This window comes from Streptomyces sp. NPDC043176, assembly GCF_056436715.1.
The window spans coordinates 1-15,363 of the sequence record NZ_JBWKCA010000003.1; the positions used below are offsets into that span (position 1 = coordinate 1).

At 72.8% G+C, this 15,363-nt stretch carries 15 protein-coding genes; 7 read left to right on the plus strand and 8 right to left on the minus strand.

The genetic code is table 11. The features are described 5' to 3' along the window. Nucleotides 1-103 precede the first annotated feature (103 nt). On the minus strand, nt 104-1,258 hold the full coding sequence (locus AC067A_RS04925) for a cystathionine gamma-synthase (RefSeq protein WP_478614639.1): 1,155 nt from the start codon (nt 1,256-1,258) through the stop codon (nt 104-106). Between the two features lie 73 nt (nt 1,259-1,331). Between AC067A_RS04925 and AC067A_RS04930 the strand changes: the two genes are divergently transcribed. The 4 genes from AC067A_RS04930 (at nt 1,332) to msrA (ending at nt 4,873) form a co-directional block, all read left to right on the plus strand. Beyond that, nucleotides 1,332-2,438 (plus strand): hypothetical protein, encoded by a 1,107-nt coding sequence (locus AC067A_RS04930; protein WP_478614642.1) that lies wholly within the window; start codon nt 1,332-1,334, stop codon nt 2,436-2,438. A gap of 117 nt (nt 2,439-2,555) precedes the next feature. Continuing rightward, nucleotides 2,556-2,912, plus strand: a complete 357-nt coding sequence (locus tag AC067A_RS04935; protein WP_478614645.1) for a hypothetical protein — start codon at nt 2,556-2,558, stop codon at nt 2,910-2,912. Then, a complete protein-coding gene (locus tag AC067A_RS04940) occupies nt 2,909-3,982 on the plus strand; it encodes a hypothetical protein (protein WP_478614648.1) in 1,074 nt (357 codons plus the stop codon). Before AC067A_RS04935 ends, AC067A_RS04940 begins: the two co-directional genes overlap by 4 nt. Before the next feature lie 228 nt (nt 3,983-4,210). Next, nucleotides 4,211-4,873 carry a peptide-methionine (S)-S-oxide reductase MsrA gene (gene msrA / locus AC067A_RS04945; protein ID WP_478614651.1) on the plus strand — a complete coding sequence of 221 codons (663 nt, stop codon included), beginning with the start codon at nt 4,211-4,213 and terminating at the stop codon, nt 4,871-4,873. A 64-nt stretch (nt 4,874-4,937) separates the two neighbouring features. Here msrA and AC067A_RS04950 read toward each other — a convergent pair whose 3' ends face one another. Both AC067A_RS04950 and AC067A_RS04955 read right to left on the minus strand, forming a co-directional pair. Next, complete coding sequence (locus tag AC067A_RS04950) at nt 4,938-6,206, minus strand: L,D-transpeptidase (RefSeq protein WP_478614653.1); 1,269 nt, start codon at nt 6,204-6,206, stop codon at nt 4,938-4,940. A gap of 235 nt (nt 6,207-6,441) precedes the next feature. After that, nucleotides 6,442-6,783 carry a hypothetical protein gene (locus AC067A_RS04955; protein WP_478614656.1) on the minus strand — a complete coding sequence of 114 codons (342 nt, stop codon included), beginning with the start codon at nt 6,781-6,783 and terminating at the stop codon, nt 6,442-6,444. Between the two features lie 111 nt (nt 6,784-6,894). Here AC067A_RS04955 and AC067A_RS04960 point away from each other — a divergent pair, with 111 nt between their 5' ends. Beyond that, nucleotides 6,895-7,161 carry a hypothetical protein gene (locus tag AC067A_RS04960; RefSeq protein WP_478614659.1) on the plus strand — a complete coding sequence of 89 codons (267 nt, stop codon included), beginning with the start codon at nt 6,895-6,897 and terminating at the stop codon, nt 7,159-7,161. Between the two features lie 143 nt (nt 7,162-7,304). Here AC067A_RS04960 and hutH read toward each other — a convergent pair whose 3' ends face one another. From hutH to AC067A_RS04985, 5 genes are all read right to left on the minus strand, one after another. Beyond that, complete coding sequence (gene hutH, locus AC067A_RS04965; protein WP_478615626.1) at nt 7,305-8,846, minus strand: histidine ammonia-lyase; 1,542 nt, start codon at nt 8,844-8,846, stop codon at nt 7,305-7,307. A gap of 197 nt (nt 8,847-9,043) precedes the next feature. Then, nucleotides 9,044-10,195: a GGDEF domain-containing protein gene (locus AC067A_RS04970; RefSeq protein ID WP_478614662.1), complete on the minus strand. Its 1,152-nt coding sequence runs from the start codon at nt 10,193-10,195 to the stop codon at nt 9,044-9,046. A gap of 101 nt (nt 10,196-10,296) precedes the next feature. Beyond that, nucleotides 10,297-11,091, minus strand: a complete 795-nt coding sequence (locus AC067A_RS04975; protein ID WP_478614665.1) for an enoyl-CoA hydratase/isomerase family protein — start codon at nt 11,089-11,091, stop codon at nt 10,297-10,299. A 67-nt stretch (nt 11,092-11,158) separates the two neighbouring features. Then, nucleotides 11,159-12,298, minus strand: coding sequence for an adenylate/guanylate cyclase domain-containing protein (locus AC067A_RS04980; RefSeq protein WP_478614667.1), 1,140 nt, complete (start codon nt 12,296-12,298; stop codon nt 11,159-11,161). Between the two features lie 211 nt (nt 12,299-12,509). Next, nucleotides 12,510-13,355 carry a biotin--[acetyl-CoA-carboxylase] ligase gene (locus AC067A_RS04985; RefSeq protein WP_478614670.1) on the minus strand — a complete coding sequence of 282 codons (846 nt, stop codon included), beginning with the start codon at nt 13,353-13,355 and terminating at the stop codon, nt 12,510-12,512. A 134-nt stretch (nt 13,356-13,489) separates the two neighbouring features. On the opposite strand from AC067A_RS04985, the gene AC067A_RS04990 reads away from it, so the two are divergent. Both AC067A_RS04990 and AC067A_RS04995 read left to right on the plus strand, forming a co-directional pair. Next, nucleotides 13,490-15,082 (plus strand): acyl-CoA carboxylase subunit beta, encoded by a 1,593-nt coding sequence (locus AC067A_RS04990; RefSeq protein WP_478614673.1) that lies wholly within the window; start codon nt 13,490-13,492, stop codon nt 15,080-15,082. 28 nt (nt 15,083-15,110) lie between these two features. Then, nucleotides 15,111-15,323: an acyl-CoA carboxylase epsilon subunit gene (locus tag AC067A_RS04995; protein ID WP_367821525.1), complete on the plus strand. Its 213-nt coding sequence runs from the start codon at nt 15,111-15,113 to the stop codon at nt 15,321-15,323. Nucleotides 15,324-15,363 lie beyond the last annotated feature (40 nt).

Genomic DNA, 15,363 nt, shown 5'->3' on the forward strand with positions numbered 1-15,363 from the left:
GGCCGTCGCCACGCGGTACGACAAACTTGCCGTCCGCTACGAAGCGACCGTACTGGTCGCAGCCATCAACGAATGGCTGTGACCAGCACTTTCACCACACGCCCTAGCCCAGTGCCTGGCGCAGGTCGGCCAGCAGGTCGTCGACGTTCTCGATGCCGACGGAGAGGCGGACGAGGTCGGCCGGGACCTCCAGGGCGGAGCCCGCGACGCTGGCGTGCGTCATGCGGCCGGGGTGCTCGATGAGGGACTCGACGCCGCCGAGGGACTCGCCCAGGGTGAAGAGCCGCGCGCGGTTGCAGACCTCGACCGCCGCCTCCTCGCCGCCCTCGACGCGGAAGGAGATCATGCCGCCGAAGGAACGCATCTGCTTGGCGGCGACCTCGTGGCCCGGGTGCTCGGGAAGGCCCGGGTAGAGGACCTGGGTGACCTTCGGGTGCTGGGTGAGCATCTCGACGATCTTCGCCGCGTTCTCGCTGTGGCGGTCCATGCGCACGGCGAGGGTCTTGATGCCGCGGAGCACGATCCAGGAGTCGAAGGGCCCGGCGACCGCGCCCATCGCGTTCTGGTGGTACGCGAGCTCCTCGCCGAGCGCCTCGTCGGCCGTGACGAGGGCGCCGCCGACGACGTCCGAGTGCCCGCCCATGTACTTGGTGAGCGAGTGCACGACCACGTCGGCGCCGAGCGCCAGCGGCTGCTGGAGGTACGGCGAGGCGAAGGTGTTGTCGACGACGAGCTTCACGCCGGCCTGGCGGGCGACGCCGGCGACGGCCTCGATGTCGGTGATGCCGAGGAGCGGGTTCGAGGGGGTCTCGACCCAGATCAGCTTCGTGCGGTCGTTGACGGCGCCGCGCACCGACTCGATGTCGGAGGTGTTCGCCACCGAGAAGTCGACGCCCCAGCGCTCCACGACCTTGGCGAAGAGCCGGAACGTGCCGCCGTAGGCGTCGTTCGGGATGACCACGTGGTCGCCGGGCGCGAGGAGCGCGCGCAGGAGGCAGTCCTCGGCGGCCAGGCCGGAGGCGAAGGCCAGGCCTCGCCGGCCGCCCTCCAGGGCCGCCAGGTTCTCCTCCAGGGCGGTACGGGTCGGGTTCGCGCTGCGGCTGTACTCGTATCCGCCGCGCAGCCCGCCCACGCCGTCCTGCTTGTAGGTGGACACCTGGTAGATGGGCGGGACGACCGCGCCGGTCAGCGGGTCGGCGGTGTTGCCCGCGTGGATGGCGCGGGTCTCGAAGTTCTGATGCGTGTGCTGGTCGCTCATGAGTCAGGAGCGTAGTCCCGCGCACACCCCGGCGCCCGCGATCGTCTCACCGGGTGTCCTGGACAATGGACACATGGAGATTCTCTGGTTCCTGATCGCGCTGGGCCTGCTGTTCGGCGTCCTCGGCCCCTACGTGCTGCGCCGGCGGCGCGACGGGATCAAGGTGGTCGCCCCGGGCGCGCCGGACGCGGCGGACCCGGAGGCGTACGGGTTCGCGCGGCAGGAGGACCAGGACGTGCGGCTGCCGGGCGCGGACGACGACCTGCTCGACGTGCTGGACGTCGTCCAGGCCACCCAGGACTGGCGGGCGGCGGCGCAGCTGCTCGCCGGCACCGACAAGGCCGGCGAGGTGCGCTGGCAGCGCGTCCAGGCCTTCGCGGGCGCGGCCTCCCTCGAACTCCAGGAGCGGCCGGGCGTCGGCGGCGCGTGGCTGCGGGCGTGGCGGGCCGAGGCACCCAAGGACCCGGGTGCCGCCGCCGTGCACGCCGAGTTCCTGGTGCAGCAGGCCTGGCGCTCCTCGTCGGCCGGGACCGACGACTTCCGGATCATCCTCGAAGAGGCGCGGAAGGTGTGCGCCGAGGCCGCGCTGCTGGCGCCCGGCGACCCCGTGCCGTACATCGTGGAGCTGGCCGTGGCCCGCGGACTCGGCTACCCCCACGAGCAGTTCGACCAGCTGTGGGCGAAGGTCATCGACCGGGCGCCGGAGCACATGGGCGCGCACCTGGCGGCGCTGCACTACTGGTGCGAGAAGTGGCACGGCTCCCGCGAGGAGGCCGACCACTTCGCGACGACGGCCGCGGCCCGTGCCCCGCGCGGCTCGCTGCTCGCCGCGCTGCCGCTGTTCGCGGTGCACGAGCACGTGCCCGAGGTCGTCCTGGTGCAGGACTTCTTCCGTACGGCGGTGGTGTCCAAGGCGCTCGACGGCGCGCTGTACGCGGTCCATTCGGCCCGGCACGACGACCCGATGCTCGCGCACGTCCGTCACCTGCTGGTCTGGTTCCTGGTGCGGGCGGAGCGCTGGGCGGAGGCCATGCACCAGCTGGTCCGGGTCGACGGCCACGTGGGCGCGGTGCCGTGGACGCTGAGCGGGGACCCGGCGGAGATGTACACGCTCTTCCGGAACCTGGCCGTCGCGGGGTACGAGGCGAACGGCGGGAGCCCCGCCACGCTGCCGCGGTAACCCGGGGGCGGGCCCACCTGCGGGAACGGTGTGGACGGTGGTCGGTGCGGTGGGTCATACTCCGGCCCCCACCGTTCATGTGATCATCACGCCGTTCCCGTGGGGGGAATCTGCCCGATGGGCGCAACCCTGCGCGCGCTGCGCGCCCTCGTCCTGCTCGCCGTCGGCCTCCTCTTCCTCAAGGCCGTCGTGCGCGGCTCCATCGAGGGCTCGCGCACCGACCCCCACGCGGCCAGGGCGGCGGTGCGCGTCGCCGCGCTCGGCCATCCCCGCCTGGCGGAGGTACGGCACCTGCTCGCGTACCACCTGTACCTCCAGAACCGGTGGGACGAGGCCCTGGAGCAGTTCCGCCTCCTGGACGGGTACGTGGGGGCGCTGCCCTGGCGGTACAAGGCGGACCCGGCGGCGGAGTTCTGCCGGATGCGCGACGAGTCCGCGCGGTACGCCACGCCCGTCGCCGGGGAGGCGTCGTGAACACGGACATCGCACGCGTGGTCGTCCTCGTCGCCGTCGGCGTGATCGGCTTCCTCGTCTACCGGCACCACGTGGCGGACCCCGCACCGCCCGAGACGGCGCCGCCCGGGTTCCTGCCCGCGTCCCGGCAGAACACCGCGTTCGCCGGTCCCGACCCCGCGCTGCACGTGGCCGTCGCCACCGCGTCCCGGGGCAGGTGGGAACCGGCGGCGCGGCTGCTCGCCGCCACCCGCGAGGCGCGGGACTGGGAGCGCCGCAGCGCGTACGTCGGAGCCTTCGGCACGGCCGCCGTGCGGCCCGACGGCGGCGAGGCGGCCTTCCTCACCGCCTGGGAGCAGGCCGTCGGACCGGACGACCCCGACCTCGCCGCGGTGCGCGCGGACGCGGTGGTCGAGCTGGCCTGGCAGCTGCGCGGCTCGGCCTGGGCCGAGGACACCAGCCGGGAGCAGTTCCGGGACTTCCACGGCGTGCTCGCCGCCTCCCGCGGGGTGATCGCACACGCCGTGGAGCTGGCTCCGGAGGACCCGACGCCGCTCCTCGCCGAACTGACGGCGGGGATGGGGCGCGGGCGTTCGCACGAGGAGACGCGGGCTCTGTGGACGCGGATCACCGCGCTCGACCCGTACCACTGCGGGGCACATCTGCGCGCCCTCCAGTTCTGGTGCGCCAAGTGGCACGGCTCCGAGGAACTGGCCACGTCCTTCGCCCGGGAGGCCGCGGCCGCCGCTCCGGCGGGGTCGCTGCTCACGATGCTGCCGCTGGTCGTCCACCTCGAGCACGTGCCGAAGATGGACAAGCCGCCCGGGTACCGTACGCCCGAGGTCACCACCCTCGTCGACGCCGCCCTCGCGGACCTCGCCGCCGCCCGCCCCGACCACCCCCGGCTCGCGGACGCCCGCCACCTCCTGGCCTTCTTCCTCACCCAGCAGGCCCGGTACCCGGAGGCCGCGGTGGAGTTCCGCCGGCTCGACGGCCACGCGGGCGCCCTGCCCTGGACGTACTTCCACGACCCTGCGGCGGCGTACTGCCAGTGGCGCGACAGGGCGGTGCGGGGCGGGCGACGGCGCTGACGAAGGCGTACGGGGCGGGCCGGACCGACTCCGGCAGCGGACCCGGCGGGGGCCCGGCAGCGGGCCCGGCAACGAGTCCGGCAACGAGTCCGGCGGGGGCCCGGCAGCGACTCCGGCGGGGGCCCGGTCGGGTCGCGGGCCGGGCGGGTCCGGCGGCGGGCCGGGGAGGGAATCCCTCCCCGGGCTCCGGTGTTGTGTCCACTGCCGACCGTCGAGGAGAGATGCAGCATGTTCCTGTCCCGCACCCCCGTCCTCCCCACCCCCGAGCAGGCCCTGCGCGGCCGCCCCGAGCCGGAGTTCTCCGTCCCGGAGCGGCACACCGTCCTCGGCAACCCGCTCCTCGGCCCCTACCCGGAGGGCCTGGAGGTCGCGGACTTCGCGCTGGGCTGTTTCTGGGGTGCCGAGCGCAAGTTCTGGCAGACCGAGGGCGTCTGGACGACCCTCGTGGGCTACCAGGGCGGCCTCACGCCGAACCCGTCGTACGAGGAGGTGTGTTCGGGCCTGACCGGCCACACCGAGGTCGTCCGCGTCGTCTTCGACCCCGCGAAGGTCTCGTACGAGTCCCTGCTCAAGCTCTTCTGGGAGTCCCACGACCCCACCCAGGGCTTCCGCCAGGGCAACGACGTGGGCACCCAGTACCGCTCCGCGGTCTACACCCACACCCCGGCCCAGGCCGAGCGGGCCGCCGCCTCCCGCGACGCCTACCAGCGGGTACTCACCGGCTCCGGCTACGGCGAGATCACCACCACCGTCCTCCCGGCCGACGGGACCCGCCCGTTCTTCCCCGCCGAGGCCTACCACCAGCAGTACCTGGACAAGAACCCGGCCGGCTACTGCGGCATCGGCGGCACGGGCGTCTCCTGCCCGATCGGCGTGGCGAAGGCCGAGTAGGACCCGAGAGCGCGAGTGGCCCCCTCCCGGAGTCGGGAGGGGGCCACCGGCCTGTGCGTGCGGATCAGACGGCCGAGCCGGCCTTCCACTCGGACCAGCTCATGTTCCAGCCGTTGAGGCCGTTGTCGGGCTTGATCGTCTTGTCGTCGGAGTTCTTGACGATCACGACGTCGCCGACGATCGAGTGGTCGAACAGCCAGGCGGCCATCTGGTTGGGGTCGCCGGCGCCCTTGACGTCGGCGAGGCCGACGCAGCCGTGGCTGGTGTTCACGGAGCCGAAGATCGACCGCGCGCCCCAGTAGTTGCCGTGGATGAAGGTGCCGGAGGTGGACAGGCGCATGGCGTGCGGCACGTCCTTGATGTCGTACTCGCCCTTGCCGTCGTCGTCGGTGAAGCCGACGGTGGCGCCGTTCATCCGGGTCTCCTTGAACTTCTCGGAGATCACCATCTGGCCGTTGTAGGTGGTGTTGTCCGGAGAGCCGGCGGAGATCGGGATGGTCTTGACCGTCTTACCGTCCTGCTTGACCGTCATGGTCTTGGTGGCGACGTCGACGGTCGAGACCTGGTTGCGGCCGATCTTGAAGGTGACGGTCTTCTGCTGGACGCCGAAGACGCCGTCGGCGCCCTCGATGCCGTCGAGGTTCAGCTTCAGCGTGACGGTCGAGCCCTCGGCCCAGTAGTTCTCGGGGCGGAAGTCGAGGCGCGTGGAGTTGAACCAGTGCCCGACGACCTCCTGGCCGGAGCTGGAGGAGACGGAGATGCCGCCCTGGACGGCCTTCTTGTCGGTGATCGACTTGTTGAAGTTGATCGAGACGGGCATGCCGACGCCGACGGTCGAGCCGTCCTCGGGGGTGAAGTTCCCGATGAAGCTGTTGGCCTGCGAGACCGTGGTGAAGGAGGAGTTCTCGTGCGCCTCCAGGCCGGCCGCGTCGGCGGCGGTGGCGGCGATCTTGTAGACCGTGGCGCGCTTGAGCGGGCCGGAGGGCTTCCAGCTGAGGCCGTCGGCCGCTATCTCGCCCTCGACGGCGGTGCCCTCGGCGGAGGTCATGGTGACCTGCGTGAGCTTGCCGTCGGTGACGGTGACCTTGGCGTCGTTGTTGATGGAGGCGTTCTGCGCGCCGTTCTTCGGCGAGATGGTGATCTGCGCCTTGGAGGTCTTCTGCGCGGCCGCCTCGTCGACCTGGGCCTGTGACTGTGCGGTGGGAGATCCGGAGGCGCTGCCGTCCTTGTCCCCGTCGTTGCACGCCGAGAGCACCAGCACGCCACCGAGCACGGCGGCCGCGGCGGCCAGGCTCTTGCGGCGCTTGCCGTCCGTCATCACACGCTTCTCCATCGTCGCCGATTTCCTGCCGGATCTTGCTACGTCTACTTGATACCCATGACACCGCGTCCGGTTCCTGATCCGGACGCTTTGTGGGGAACACCACTGATCCACACGCACGGGCGGAGCGTCCGGTTCCCGGCAGCCCCCGACGCGTCGGCCGGCCCGCACGGGAAAGGCCCCGGGACACCGTCCCGGGGCCTTCGATCAGGTCGTTCACCGGCGGCACCGCGGCCGGCGCCCGCCGCTACGGCCGGTCGTCGTCGTCTTCCTCGTCCCCATCTTCCTCGCCGAGGTCCCACTCCATCGCATCGGGGTCGTACTCGACCTCCTCGGTGCTCCAGGAGGCCTGGACCATCTCGATGCCGGGGACGTCGCGGATCAGGTCGAGCGGCTCCACGAGGTGGGCGAGCGCCTCGGCGCTGTCCTCGGTCGCGGCGGCGCGGGCCTGCACCCGCTCCTCCTCCGGCATGAACTCGTCGCCGTCGATCCGGGCCTTCGCGGCCTCGACCAGCGCGTCCGGGTCGTCGATCTCCAGGACCACATCGACGCGAAGGCGTACATAGCGTGCTGACTCAGAAGTACTCATGGGTCGGAGCGTAGGGGTCGGGAGGGCCTCGGCTTTCCCGCGACCCGCTGTGTTCATTAGCATCTGCGGACCGACCAATTCGCGGTTTCCGCAAGGGGGATCGAAATTTCCGTGTCCGCCGCCCGACGCCCACTGCTGACCGCCACCGCCGCGGGGACGCTGCTGTGTGCCCTGTGGTTCGTGCCGTCCGCGAACGCCACCGACGAGCAGGGCGGGGTACGGGTCGGGGTGAGTCAGGACGGTCCCGTCGCCGACGGGCGCCTGGCGGACACCGGCCGGCTCGACACCACCCCGTACGTGCTGGGCGGCACGGGCTTCCTCGGTGTCGGCGCGGGCTTCGTGGCCCTCGCGATGCGACGGCGCGGCCGGGCGTCCTGAGCCCTCTTCCCACGGCGGAGGGCCCGCTCCCGGAGACCGGGGGCGGGCCCTGCGCGTGCGACGGCCGACGCCGCGCCGGCGACCGCTCACGCGGCGGATCGCCTCCGCGGACGATCCGTTCCGCGGTCGGCTCTTCGCGCGGCCTACGCCAGCGGGCCGGTGACCGGCTCCACGGCGGCGACGAGCTTGCCCTCGCGGACGAAGGCGTCGGCGGCGGCGAGGTCGGGGGCGAGGAAGCGGTCCGGGCCGGGGCCCTCGACGCCGGCCGCGCGCAGCGCGTCGATGGCGGCCTGCGAGGCGGGCGCCGGGGTGAGGCCCTGGCGGAGCTCGATGCCGCGGGTGGCGGCGTACATCTCGACCGCGATGATCCGGTTGAGGTTGCCGATCGCGGTGCGCAGCTTGCGGGCGGCGGACCAGCCCATGGAGACGTGGTCCTCCTGCATGGCGGAGGACGGGATGGAGTCGGCGGAGGCCGGGACGGCGAGCCGCTTCATCTCGCTGACCAGGGCGGCCTGCGTGTACTGGGCGATCATCAGGCCCGAGTCGACGCCGGCGTCCTCCGCGAGGAACGGCGGCAGGCCGTGCGAGCGGTTCTTGTCGAGGAGCCGGTCGGTGCGGCGCTCGGCGATGGAGCCGAGGTCGGCGGCGGCGATCGCGAGGAAGTCGAGGACGTACGCGACCGGAGCGCCGTGGAAGTTGCCGTTGGAGCGGACCTCGCCGGTGGGCAGCACGACCGGGTTGTCGACGGCGGCGGCGAGCTCGCGCTCGGCGACGAGGAGGGCGTGGGCCATGGTGTCGCGGCCGGCGCCGGCGACCTGCGGGGCGCAGCGCACCGAGTAGGCGTCCTGGACGCGGGGCGCCTCGCCGGCCTGGGCGTGGCCGGTGAGGCCGGAGCCCTTGAGGACGGCCAGCATGTTGGCGGCGGAGGCGGCCTGGCCGGGGTGCGGGCGGATCGCGTGCAGCTCGGGTTCGAGGACCTTCTCGGTGCCGAGGAGGGCTTCGAGGGAGAGCGCGGCGGTGATGTCGGCCGACTTGTAGAGGGTGTCGAGGTCGGCGAGGGCCATGACCAGCATGCCGAGCATGCCGTCGGTGCCGTTGAGGAGGGCGAGGCCCTCCTTCTCCTTGAGCTCGACGGGCTGGATCCCGGCGGCGGCGAGCAGCTCGCCGGCGGGCTTGACGACGCCGTCGGGGCCCTCGGCGTCACCCTCGCCCATGAGGGCCAGGGCGCAGTGGGAGAGCGGGGCGAGGTCGCCGGAGCAGCCGAGGGAGCCGTACTCGTGCACGACCGGGGTGATGCCGGCGTTGAGGACGTCGGCCATGGTCTGCGCGACCTCGGGGCGGACGCCGGTGTGGCCGGAGGCCACGGTCTTCAGCCGCAGGAACATCAGGGCGCGGACGACCTCGCGCTCGACGCGCGGGCCCATGCCGGCGGCGTGCGACCGGACGATGTTGCGCTGGAGCTGGGCGCGGAGCTCGTGGCTGATGTGCCGGGTGGCGAGGGCGCCGAATCCGGTCGAGACCCCGTAGACGGGCTCGGGCTTGGCGGCGAGGGCGTCCACGATCTCCCGCGCGGCGGCCAGCGCGGCCACCGCCTCGGTCGACAGCTCGACGCGGGCGCCGTGGCGGGCGACGTCGATGACGTCCTGCGGGGTCGTGCCGGACGTGCCGAGGACGACTGTCTGCATATCCATATTCAGCACCCTACGGATTGAAGACCGACATGTCACTAGGGGAATGTGTCACGGTCCCGACACACAGCGGACCCTTACCGCACTCCGCTCGCCGGACCGGCGCCGACCGGCGGGTTTCCGGTCCGGCCCCCAGGGGGCGTACCGCCGATCACTCCGCGGACCCGGCCCGGCGGGAGGGCGGGCCCGCCGCGTCACGGCCGCGGGGGCGGCCTGGAATCCGGCGGGGGTTCCGCCGTGGGGGCGTCGCGGAAGCGGCGGCGGTCGCGGGCGCCGGGCGGGGCGTCGGCCAGGCGGATGACGGTGCCGTCGCGGCCGGCGACGACGGGTTTGGCGGAGCGGTCGGCCTTGGCCTGGTACTGGGCGGCGTCGGCGAGCCGGAAGAGGCGGCGGGCGGACTTGAGCGGGCCGATGGGGTCGCCGGTGGAGGCCACCCCGCAGGCGACGCCCTCGCCGAGTTCCAGTTCGGCCGCCCGCACGCAGAGCTCCTCGGCGACGGCGACGACCTCGTCCGCCGTGGGGCCGACCGTGAGCAGACAGAACTCGTCACCGCCCAGGCGGGCCGCGAGGGCGCCGGGGAGCCGGGCGCCGCAGCGGGAGAGGACGGAGCCGAAGCGTTCGAGGAGCCGGTCGCCGACGGCGTGGCCGTGGGTGTCGTTGACGCGCTTGAGGCCGTTGAGGTCGCAGACCACGAGGCTGACCACGGAGCCGTCCACCCGGTAGCGCTCGATGGCCTCGTCGAGCCGGGTGTCGACGGCACGCCGGTTGGCGAGTCCGGTGAGCGGGTCGGTGAAGGCGAGCTTGCGCACCTCCTCCAGGCGCTCGGCCTGCGCGATGCCGGCCGCGACGACCGCCGCGAGGACGGTCGCGAAGTCGGCGTCCGCCCGGGTGAAAGGTTTCGCCTCCGGCGGGCGGGCCACGTACAGCTCTCCCCAGGCCCGCCCGTGCAGCACGATCGGGGCGACCACGCAGCAGCCCCGGCCCCGCTTGCGCAGCCCCAGGACGCGGCCGGTGGGGACCCGGTCGGCGGCGGTCTCCACCCAGGAGTCCGGCTCGCCGCCGCCCGCCCACTGCTCGTGCAGGAACTCGGTGATCTCGGGGAACTGGTGCACCGGGTACGTCTCCGAGTCCGGGAACTCCTCCTCGCCCGGGGCCCGCACCCCCGCGTTCACGAGGACCTTCAGCCGGCCGTGGTCCCGCTGCCAGACGGACAGGGCCGCGAACGTGCCGTCCAGCCCCTCGCAGGCCCCGAGCGCCGCCGCCCGCCAGAACTCTCGCGGAGTGTGCGCCGCCGCCATCCCCTGCGCCAGCGCCACTACGGCCCGCAGCCGCACGTCCTCTCCCATTCCTCCAGCTTAGGGAGGTTTGACCCGTTTTCACCTTCGAGACGTCACCGTACGTGACATCCGGTGAAATTCGGGAGGCGGGGGCTCTCCGGGCAGCTCCTCTACTCGCCCGGCCAGTTCGGCCTGCGCTTCTCGTTGAAGGCCGCGACGCCCTCCGCGCGGTCGCCCGAGAAGGCCACCGAGCGCCAGGCCGCGTCCTCGACCTCCAGCCCCGCCCGCAGGTCGAGGCCCTGGCCGAGCCGCATGGCCTTCTTGGCGGCGCGGAGCCCGACGGGCGAGTTGGCCGCGATCCGGCCGGCCAGCTCGAGGGCGGCCGTCCGCGCGTCCTCCTCCAGGACGTCGACGAGGCCGAGCTCGCGGGCCTCCGCCGCCTCCACCCGGCGGGCCGTGAAGACCAGCTCGGCGGCGCGCGCCGCGCCCACCCGGCGCGGGAGCAGCTGCGTACCGCCGCCACCCGGGATGACGCCCACGGAGACCTCGGGAAGGCCGACCACGGCGGTCGCGTCGGCCACGATGACGTCACAGGCGAGCGCCAGCTCGAAGCCGCCGCCGAGGGCGAAGCCGTGCACGGCCGCGACGGTCGGCATCGGCAGCTCCAGGACGCCGGTGTAGGCGGCACGGGCGGTGGGCCGCTGGCGGACCAGTTCGGCGTCGGTGAAGGAGTTGCGCTCCTTGAGGTCGGCGCCGACGCAGAAGGCCCGGTCGTTCGACGAGGTGAGCACGGTGACGCGGACCGACGGGTCGGCGGCGAGCGCCTCGCAGGCGGCGCCCAGGGACCGGGCCATCTCGGACGAGACGGCGTTCATCGCCTTGGGCCGGTCGAGGACGAGCTCGGCCACATGACCGTCCCCGTCCTTCCGGACCACCACGAACTCACCGAAGCGCTGCTCGGACATGACCGCACACCCTCCCGACCCGCCACCCGCCCGTTAACGGCTGTTAACAGGCGTTCACCGGGGAATCCTAAGACGGACGGCGGGTCAAGAGCCAGGGTTCGATGACGCCGAGGCCGCGGACGGGGCGCTGCCACATGGGCTGGAGGGCGAAGCGGTAGCGGGCGGGCTCGCGGCCCTCCTTCTCGGCGCGGGCCGCGTCCTCGGCGGCCTCCGTCTCGGAGACGGGTGCCTCGCCGGTCCTGGACAGCTCCTCCGCGAGCGCGCCGTCGACCAGGACGGCGTCCTTCGGCGCTATCGAGGTGAGCCGGCTGGCGAGGTTCACGGTGGTGCCGAAGACGTCGCCCATCCGGGTCGTGACGGTGCCGAAGGCGATGCCGACCCGCAGGGCGGGCATCGTCTCGTCGTGGCTGAGCGTCTCGATCAGGCGCAGCGCGATCTCGGCGGCCGTACCGGCGTCGTCGGCGGCGTACAGCACCTCGTCGCCGAGGGTCTTGATGAGCCGGCCGCCGTGGGCGGCGACGAGGTCGGCGCAGGTCGTCTCGAAGGCCTCGACGAGTTCGCCGAGCTCCTCCTCCTCCAGGCGGCGGGTGAGCCGGGTGAAGCCGACGAGGTCGGCGAAGCCGACCGCGAGCCGCCGGTCGACCATCTCCTCGTCGTCGGCGGCCTGCACGACCCGGCCGGTGGCGGCGGCGAGCTGCCTGCGCCACACGTAGATCAGGAACTCCTCCAGCTCGGGCAGGAGCAGCTCGACCAGGGGGTACGTGACCTCCGTGCGGGTCATGCCGGGCTCGGGCGGCTCGGTCAGGCCCTCCAGGAAGGAGTCGATCTGCCATTCGGCCAGCCGGGCGGTGGTCTGGCCCGTGGAGCGGGCGACCTGCACCGCCATCGGCTCGCTGAGCAGGCCCGCCTCGACGAGACCGGCGAGGCGTCGCAGGGCCAGCACGTCGGCCTCGGTGAGCGCCTTGGCCTGGCCGATGTCGGCGAAGCCCATGGCGCGCCAGAAGCGGGAGGCGAGCTCCATGGAGACGCCGGCGGTGCGGGCGGCCTGGAACGGGGTGTAGCGGCGGTCCGCGCCGAGGATGAGCTGTTCGAGGCGGATGGCGAGGGGGTCGTCGCTCGGCTCGGCCGTGTGGTCGACCTCGTGGTGAGGCGTGGGGTACGTGGGGGGCTCGGGCGTGCCGCCCTCGTTCTCGTCGTCGACGGTCACCGGCCGCCTCCTGCCCGTTCCCTGCCCACTTGCCCTGCCGATCTGTCGCCTGGATCGCGCTCCACGATACGGCAGGTGTGCGCTGGCTCACGCCGGAACGGCTGTCGCTTCCGTGCCCGGGCCGGGGCCCTCCGGGTGAACGGCCCGGAGGGTGCGGCGCGCACACGGGCGGTGCGCCGCCCGTTCCGTCCCCCGGAGAGGGCCGGTACGCCTACGTCCTGAGGTGGACGATGTCGCCCGCGCCGACGGCCTCGGTGCCGCCGCCCTCGGTGTCGACGACGAGGCGGCCGTCGCCGTCGAGGGCGACCGCCTCGCCCTCCAGTACGCGCTCGCCGGGGAGGTCGGCGCGGACGCGGCGGCCCAGGGTGGCGCAGCCCGCGGCGTAGGCGGCCTGGAGGCCGGAGACGGCGGGGTCGCCGTCGGCGCGTACCCAGTCGCCGTACCACTGGCCGAGGGACCGCAGGACGGCCCTGAGGAGGGTGTCGCGGTCGGTGGAGACGGCCCCGGCGAGGAGGAGGGAGCCGGCGGCGGGGACGGGGAGTTCGTCGGCGCGGAGGGTGACGTTGATGCCGAGGCCGACGACGATGCCGTCCGCGCCGGCCCGCTCGGCGAGGATGCCGCCGGTCTTGCGTTCCTCGCCGTCGACGGAAACCAGCAGGTCGTTGGGCCACTTGAGGGACATGTCGACGCCGGCGGCCTTCGCGAGGCCGGTCGCGGCGGCCACGCCGGTGAGCAGCGGGAGCCAGCCCCAGCGGTGGACCGGCACCTCGGGCTTGAGGAGGACGGAGACGAAGATTCCGGACCGGGCGGGTGCCGTCCAGCTGCGGTCCAGGCGTCCGCGGCCCGAGGTCTGCTCCTCGGCGACGAGGACGGCGCCTTCGGGCAGCTCGTCGGCGCGGGCGGCGAGGTCGCTGTTGGTGGAGCCGGTGGTGGTGACCACGTCGAACGAGGTCCAGGGACCGTCGGGCGTCACGAGCGCGCGGCGCAGTGCGGGTGCGTTCAGCGGGGGCCGGTCGAGGTCGGACCAGGGTCCGCCGGAGCCTTGGGAGGACGTCATGCAAGCCAGAGTAGGTGTGGCAAAGACCGCAGTGCCGAACCGTATCGGCGTCGATACGCTACGGGTCAGTAGGCCAGCAGTAGCCCATTCGTAGTCAACGAACCCCCCGTGACCAGGCAGGGAGCCGCATCCCGATGTCCGAGCCGGCAGAGCAGTACGAGATCGACATTCACACGACCGCAGGCAAGATCGCGGACCTCAAGCGCCGTATCGACGAGGCCACTCACGCCGGCTCGGAGCGTGCGGTGGAGAAGCAGCACGCGAAGGGCAAGCTGACCGCGCGCGAGCGGATCGCCCTGCTCCTCGACGAGGGCTCGTTCGTCGAGCTGGACGAGCTGGCGCGCCACCGGTCGACCAACTTCGGCCTGGAGAGGAACCGCCCGTACGGAGACGGTGTCGTCACCGGCTACGGCACGGTCGACGGGCGCCCGGTCGCCGTCTTCTCGCAGGACTTCACCGTCTTCGGCGGCGCGCTCGGCGAGACGTACGGCCAGAAGATCATCAAGGTGATGGACTTCGCGCTGAAGACCGGCTGCCCGGTCGTCGGCATCAACGACTCGGGCGGCGCGCGCATCCAGGAGGGTGTGAGCGCGCTCGGCATGTACGGCGAGATCTTCCGCCGCAACACGCACGCGTCCGGGGTGATCCCGCAGATCTCCCTGGTCGTGGGCCCGTGCGCGGGCGGCGCGGTGTACTCCCCCGCGATCACCGACTTCACGGTGATGGTGGACCAGACCTCGCACATGTTCATCACCGGTCCGGACGTCATCAAGACGGTGACCGGCGAGGACGTGGGCTTCGAGGAGCTGGGCGGCGCCCGGACGCACAACGCGACCTCGGGCGTGGCGCACCACATGTCGGGGGACGAGAAGGACGCGATCGAGTACGTGAAGTCGCTCCTGTCGTACCTGCCGTCGAACAACCTCTCCGAGCCGCCGGCGTTCCCGGAGGTCGCGGACACGGAGGTGACCGACGAGGACCGCGAGCTCGACGCGCTGATCCCGGACTCGGCGAACCAGCCGTACGACATGCACAGGGTCATCGAGCACGTCCTGGACGACGGCGAGTTCCTGGAGACCCAGGCGCTGTTCGCGCCGAACATCGTGACCGGTTTCGGCCGGGTCGAGGGCTTCCCGGTCGGCGTGGTCGCCAACCAGCCGATGCAGTTCGCGGGCTGCCTGGACATCAACGCGTCCGAGAAGGCCGCGCGGTTCGTCCGCACCTGCGACGCGTTCAACATCCCGGTCCTGACGTTCGTGGACGTGCCGGGCTTCCTGCCGGGCGTGGACCAGGAGTACGGCGGCATCATCCGGCGCGGCGCGAAGCTGATCTACGCGTACGCCGAGGCGACCGTCCCGCTGATCACGGTCATCACCCGCAAGGCCTTCGGCGGCGCGTACGACGTCATGGGCTCCAAGCACCTGGGCGCGGACCTGAACCTGGCGTGGCCGACGGCGCAGATCGCGGTCATGGGCGCGCAGGGCGCGGTCAACATCCTGCACCGCCGCACCATCGCCGAGGCGGAGGACCAGGAGGCGGAGCGGGCGCGGCTGATCCAGGAGTACGAGGACGCCCTGCTGAACCCGTACATCGCGGCCGAGCGCGGTTACATCGACGGGGTGATCCTGCCCTCCGACACCCGCCCGCAGATCGTGAAGGGGCTGCGTCAGCTGCGGACGAAGCGGGAATCCCTTCCTCCGAAGAAGCACGGCAACATCCCGCTGTAGGCCCCGTACGAGCGCTGAAGGAGCCGTTGTGATCAAGGTCGTACGAGGAAATCCGACGCCCGAGGAGCTGGCCGCCGCACTGGCGGTCGTTCAAGCCCGGGCCGCGGCCACGGCGGCGGCGTCCGCCGAGGGCGCCGGCCCGGCGGTGCCGGAGGGGTGGTCGGATCCCTCCCGTATCGCGCGGACGGTACGGCACCGGCCGGGCCCGCGGGCCTGGGCGAGGTCGTACTGGCCCGTCTAGCCGACACGTGACGAGAGGCCGGACCCCGTGTGCGGGGGGT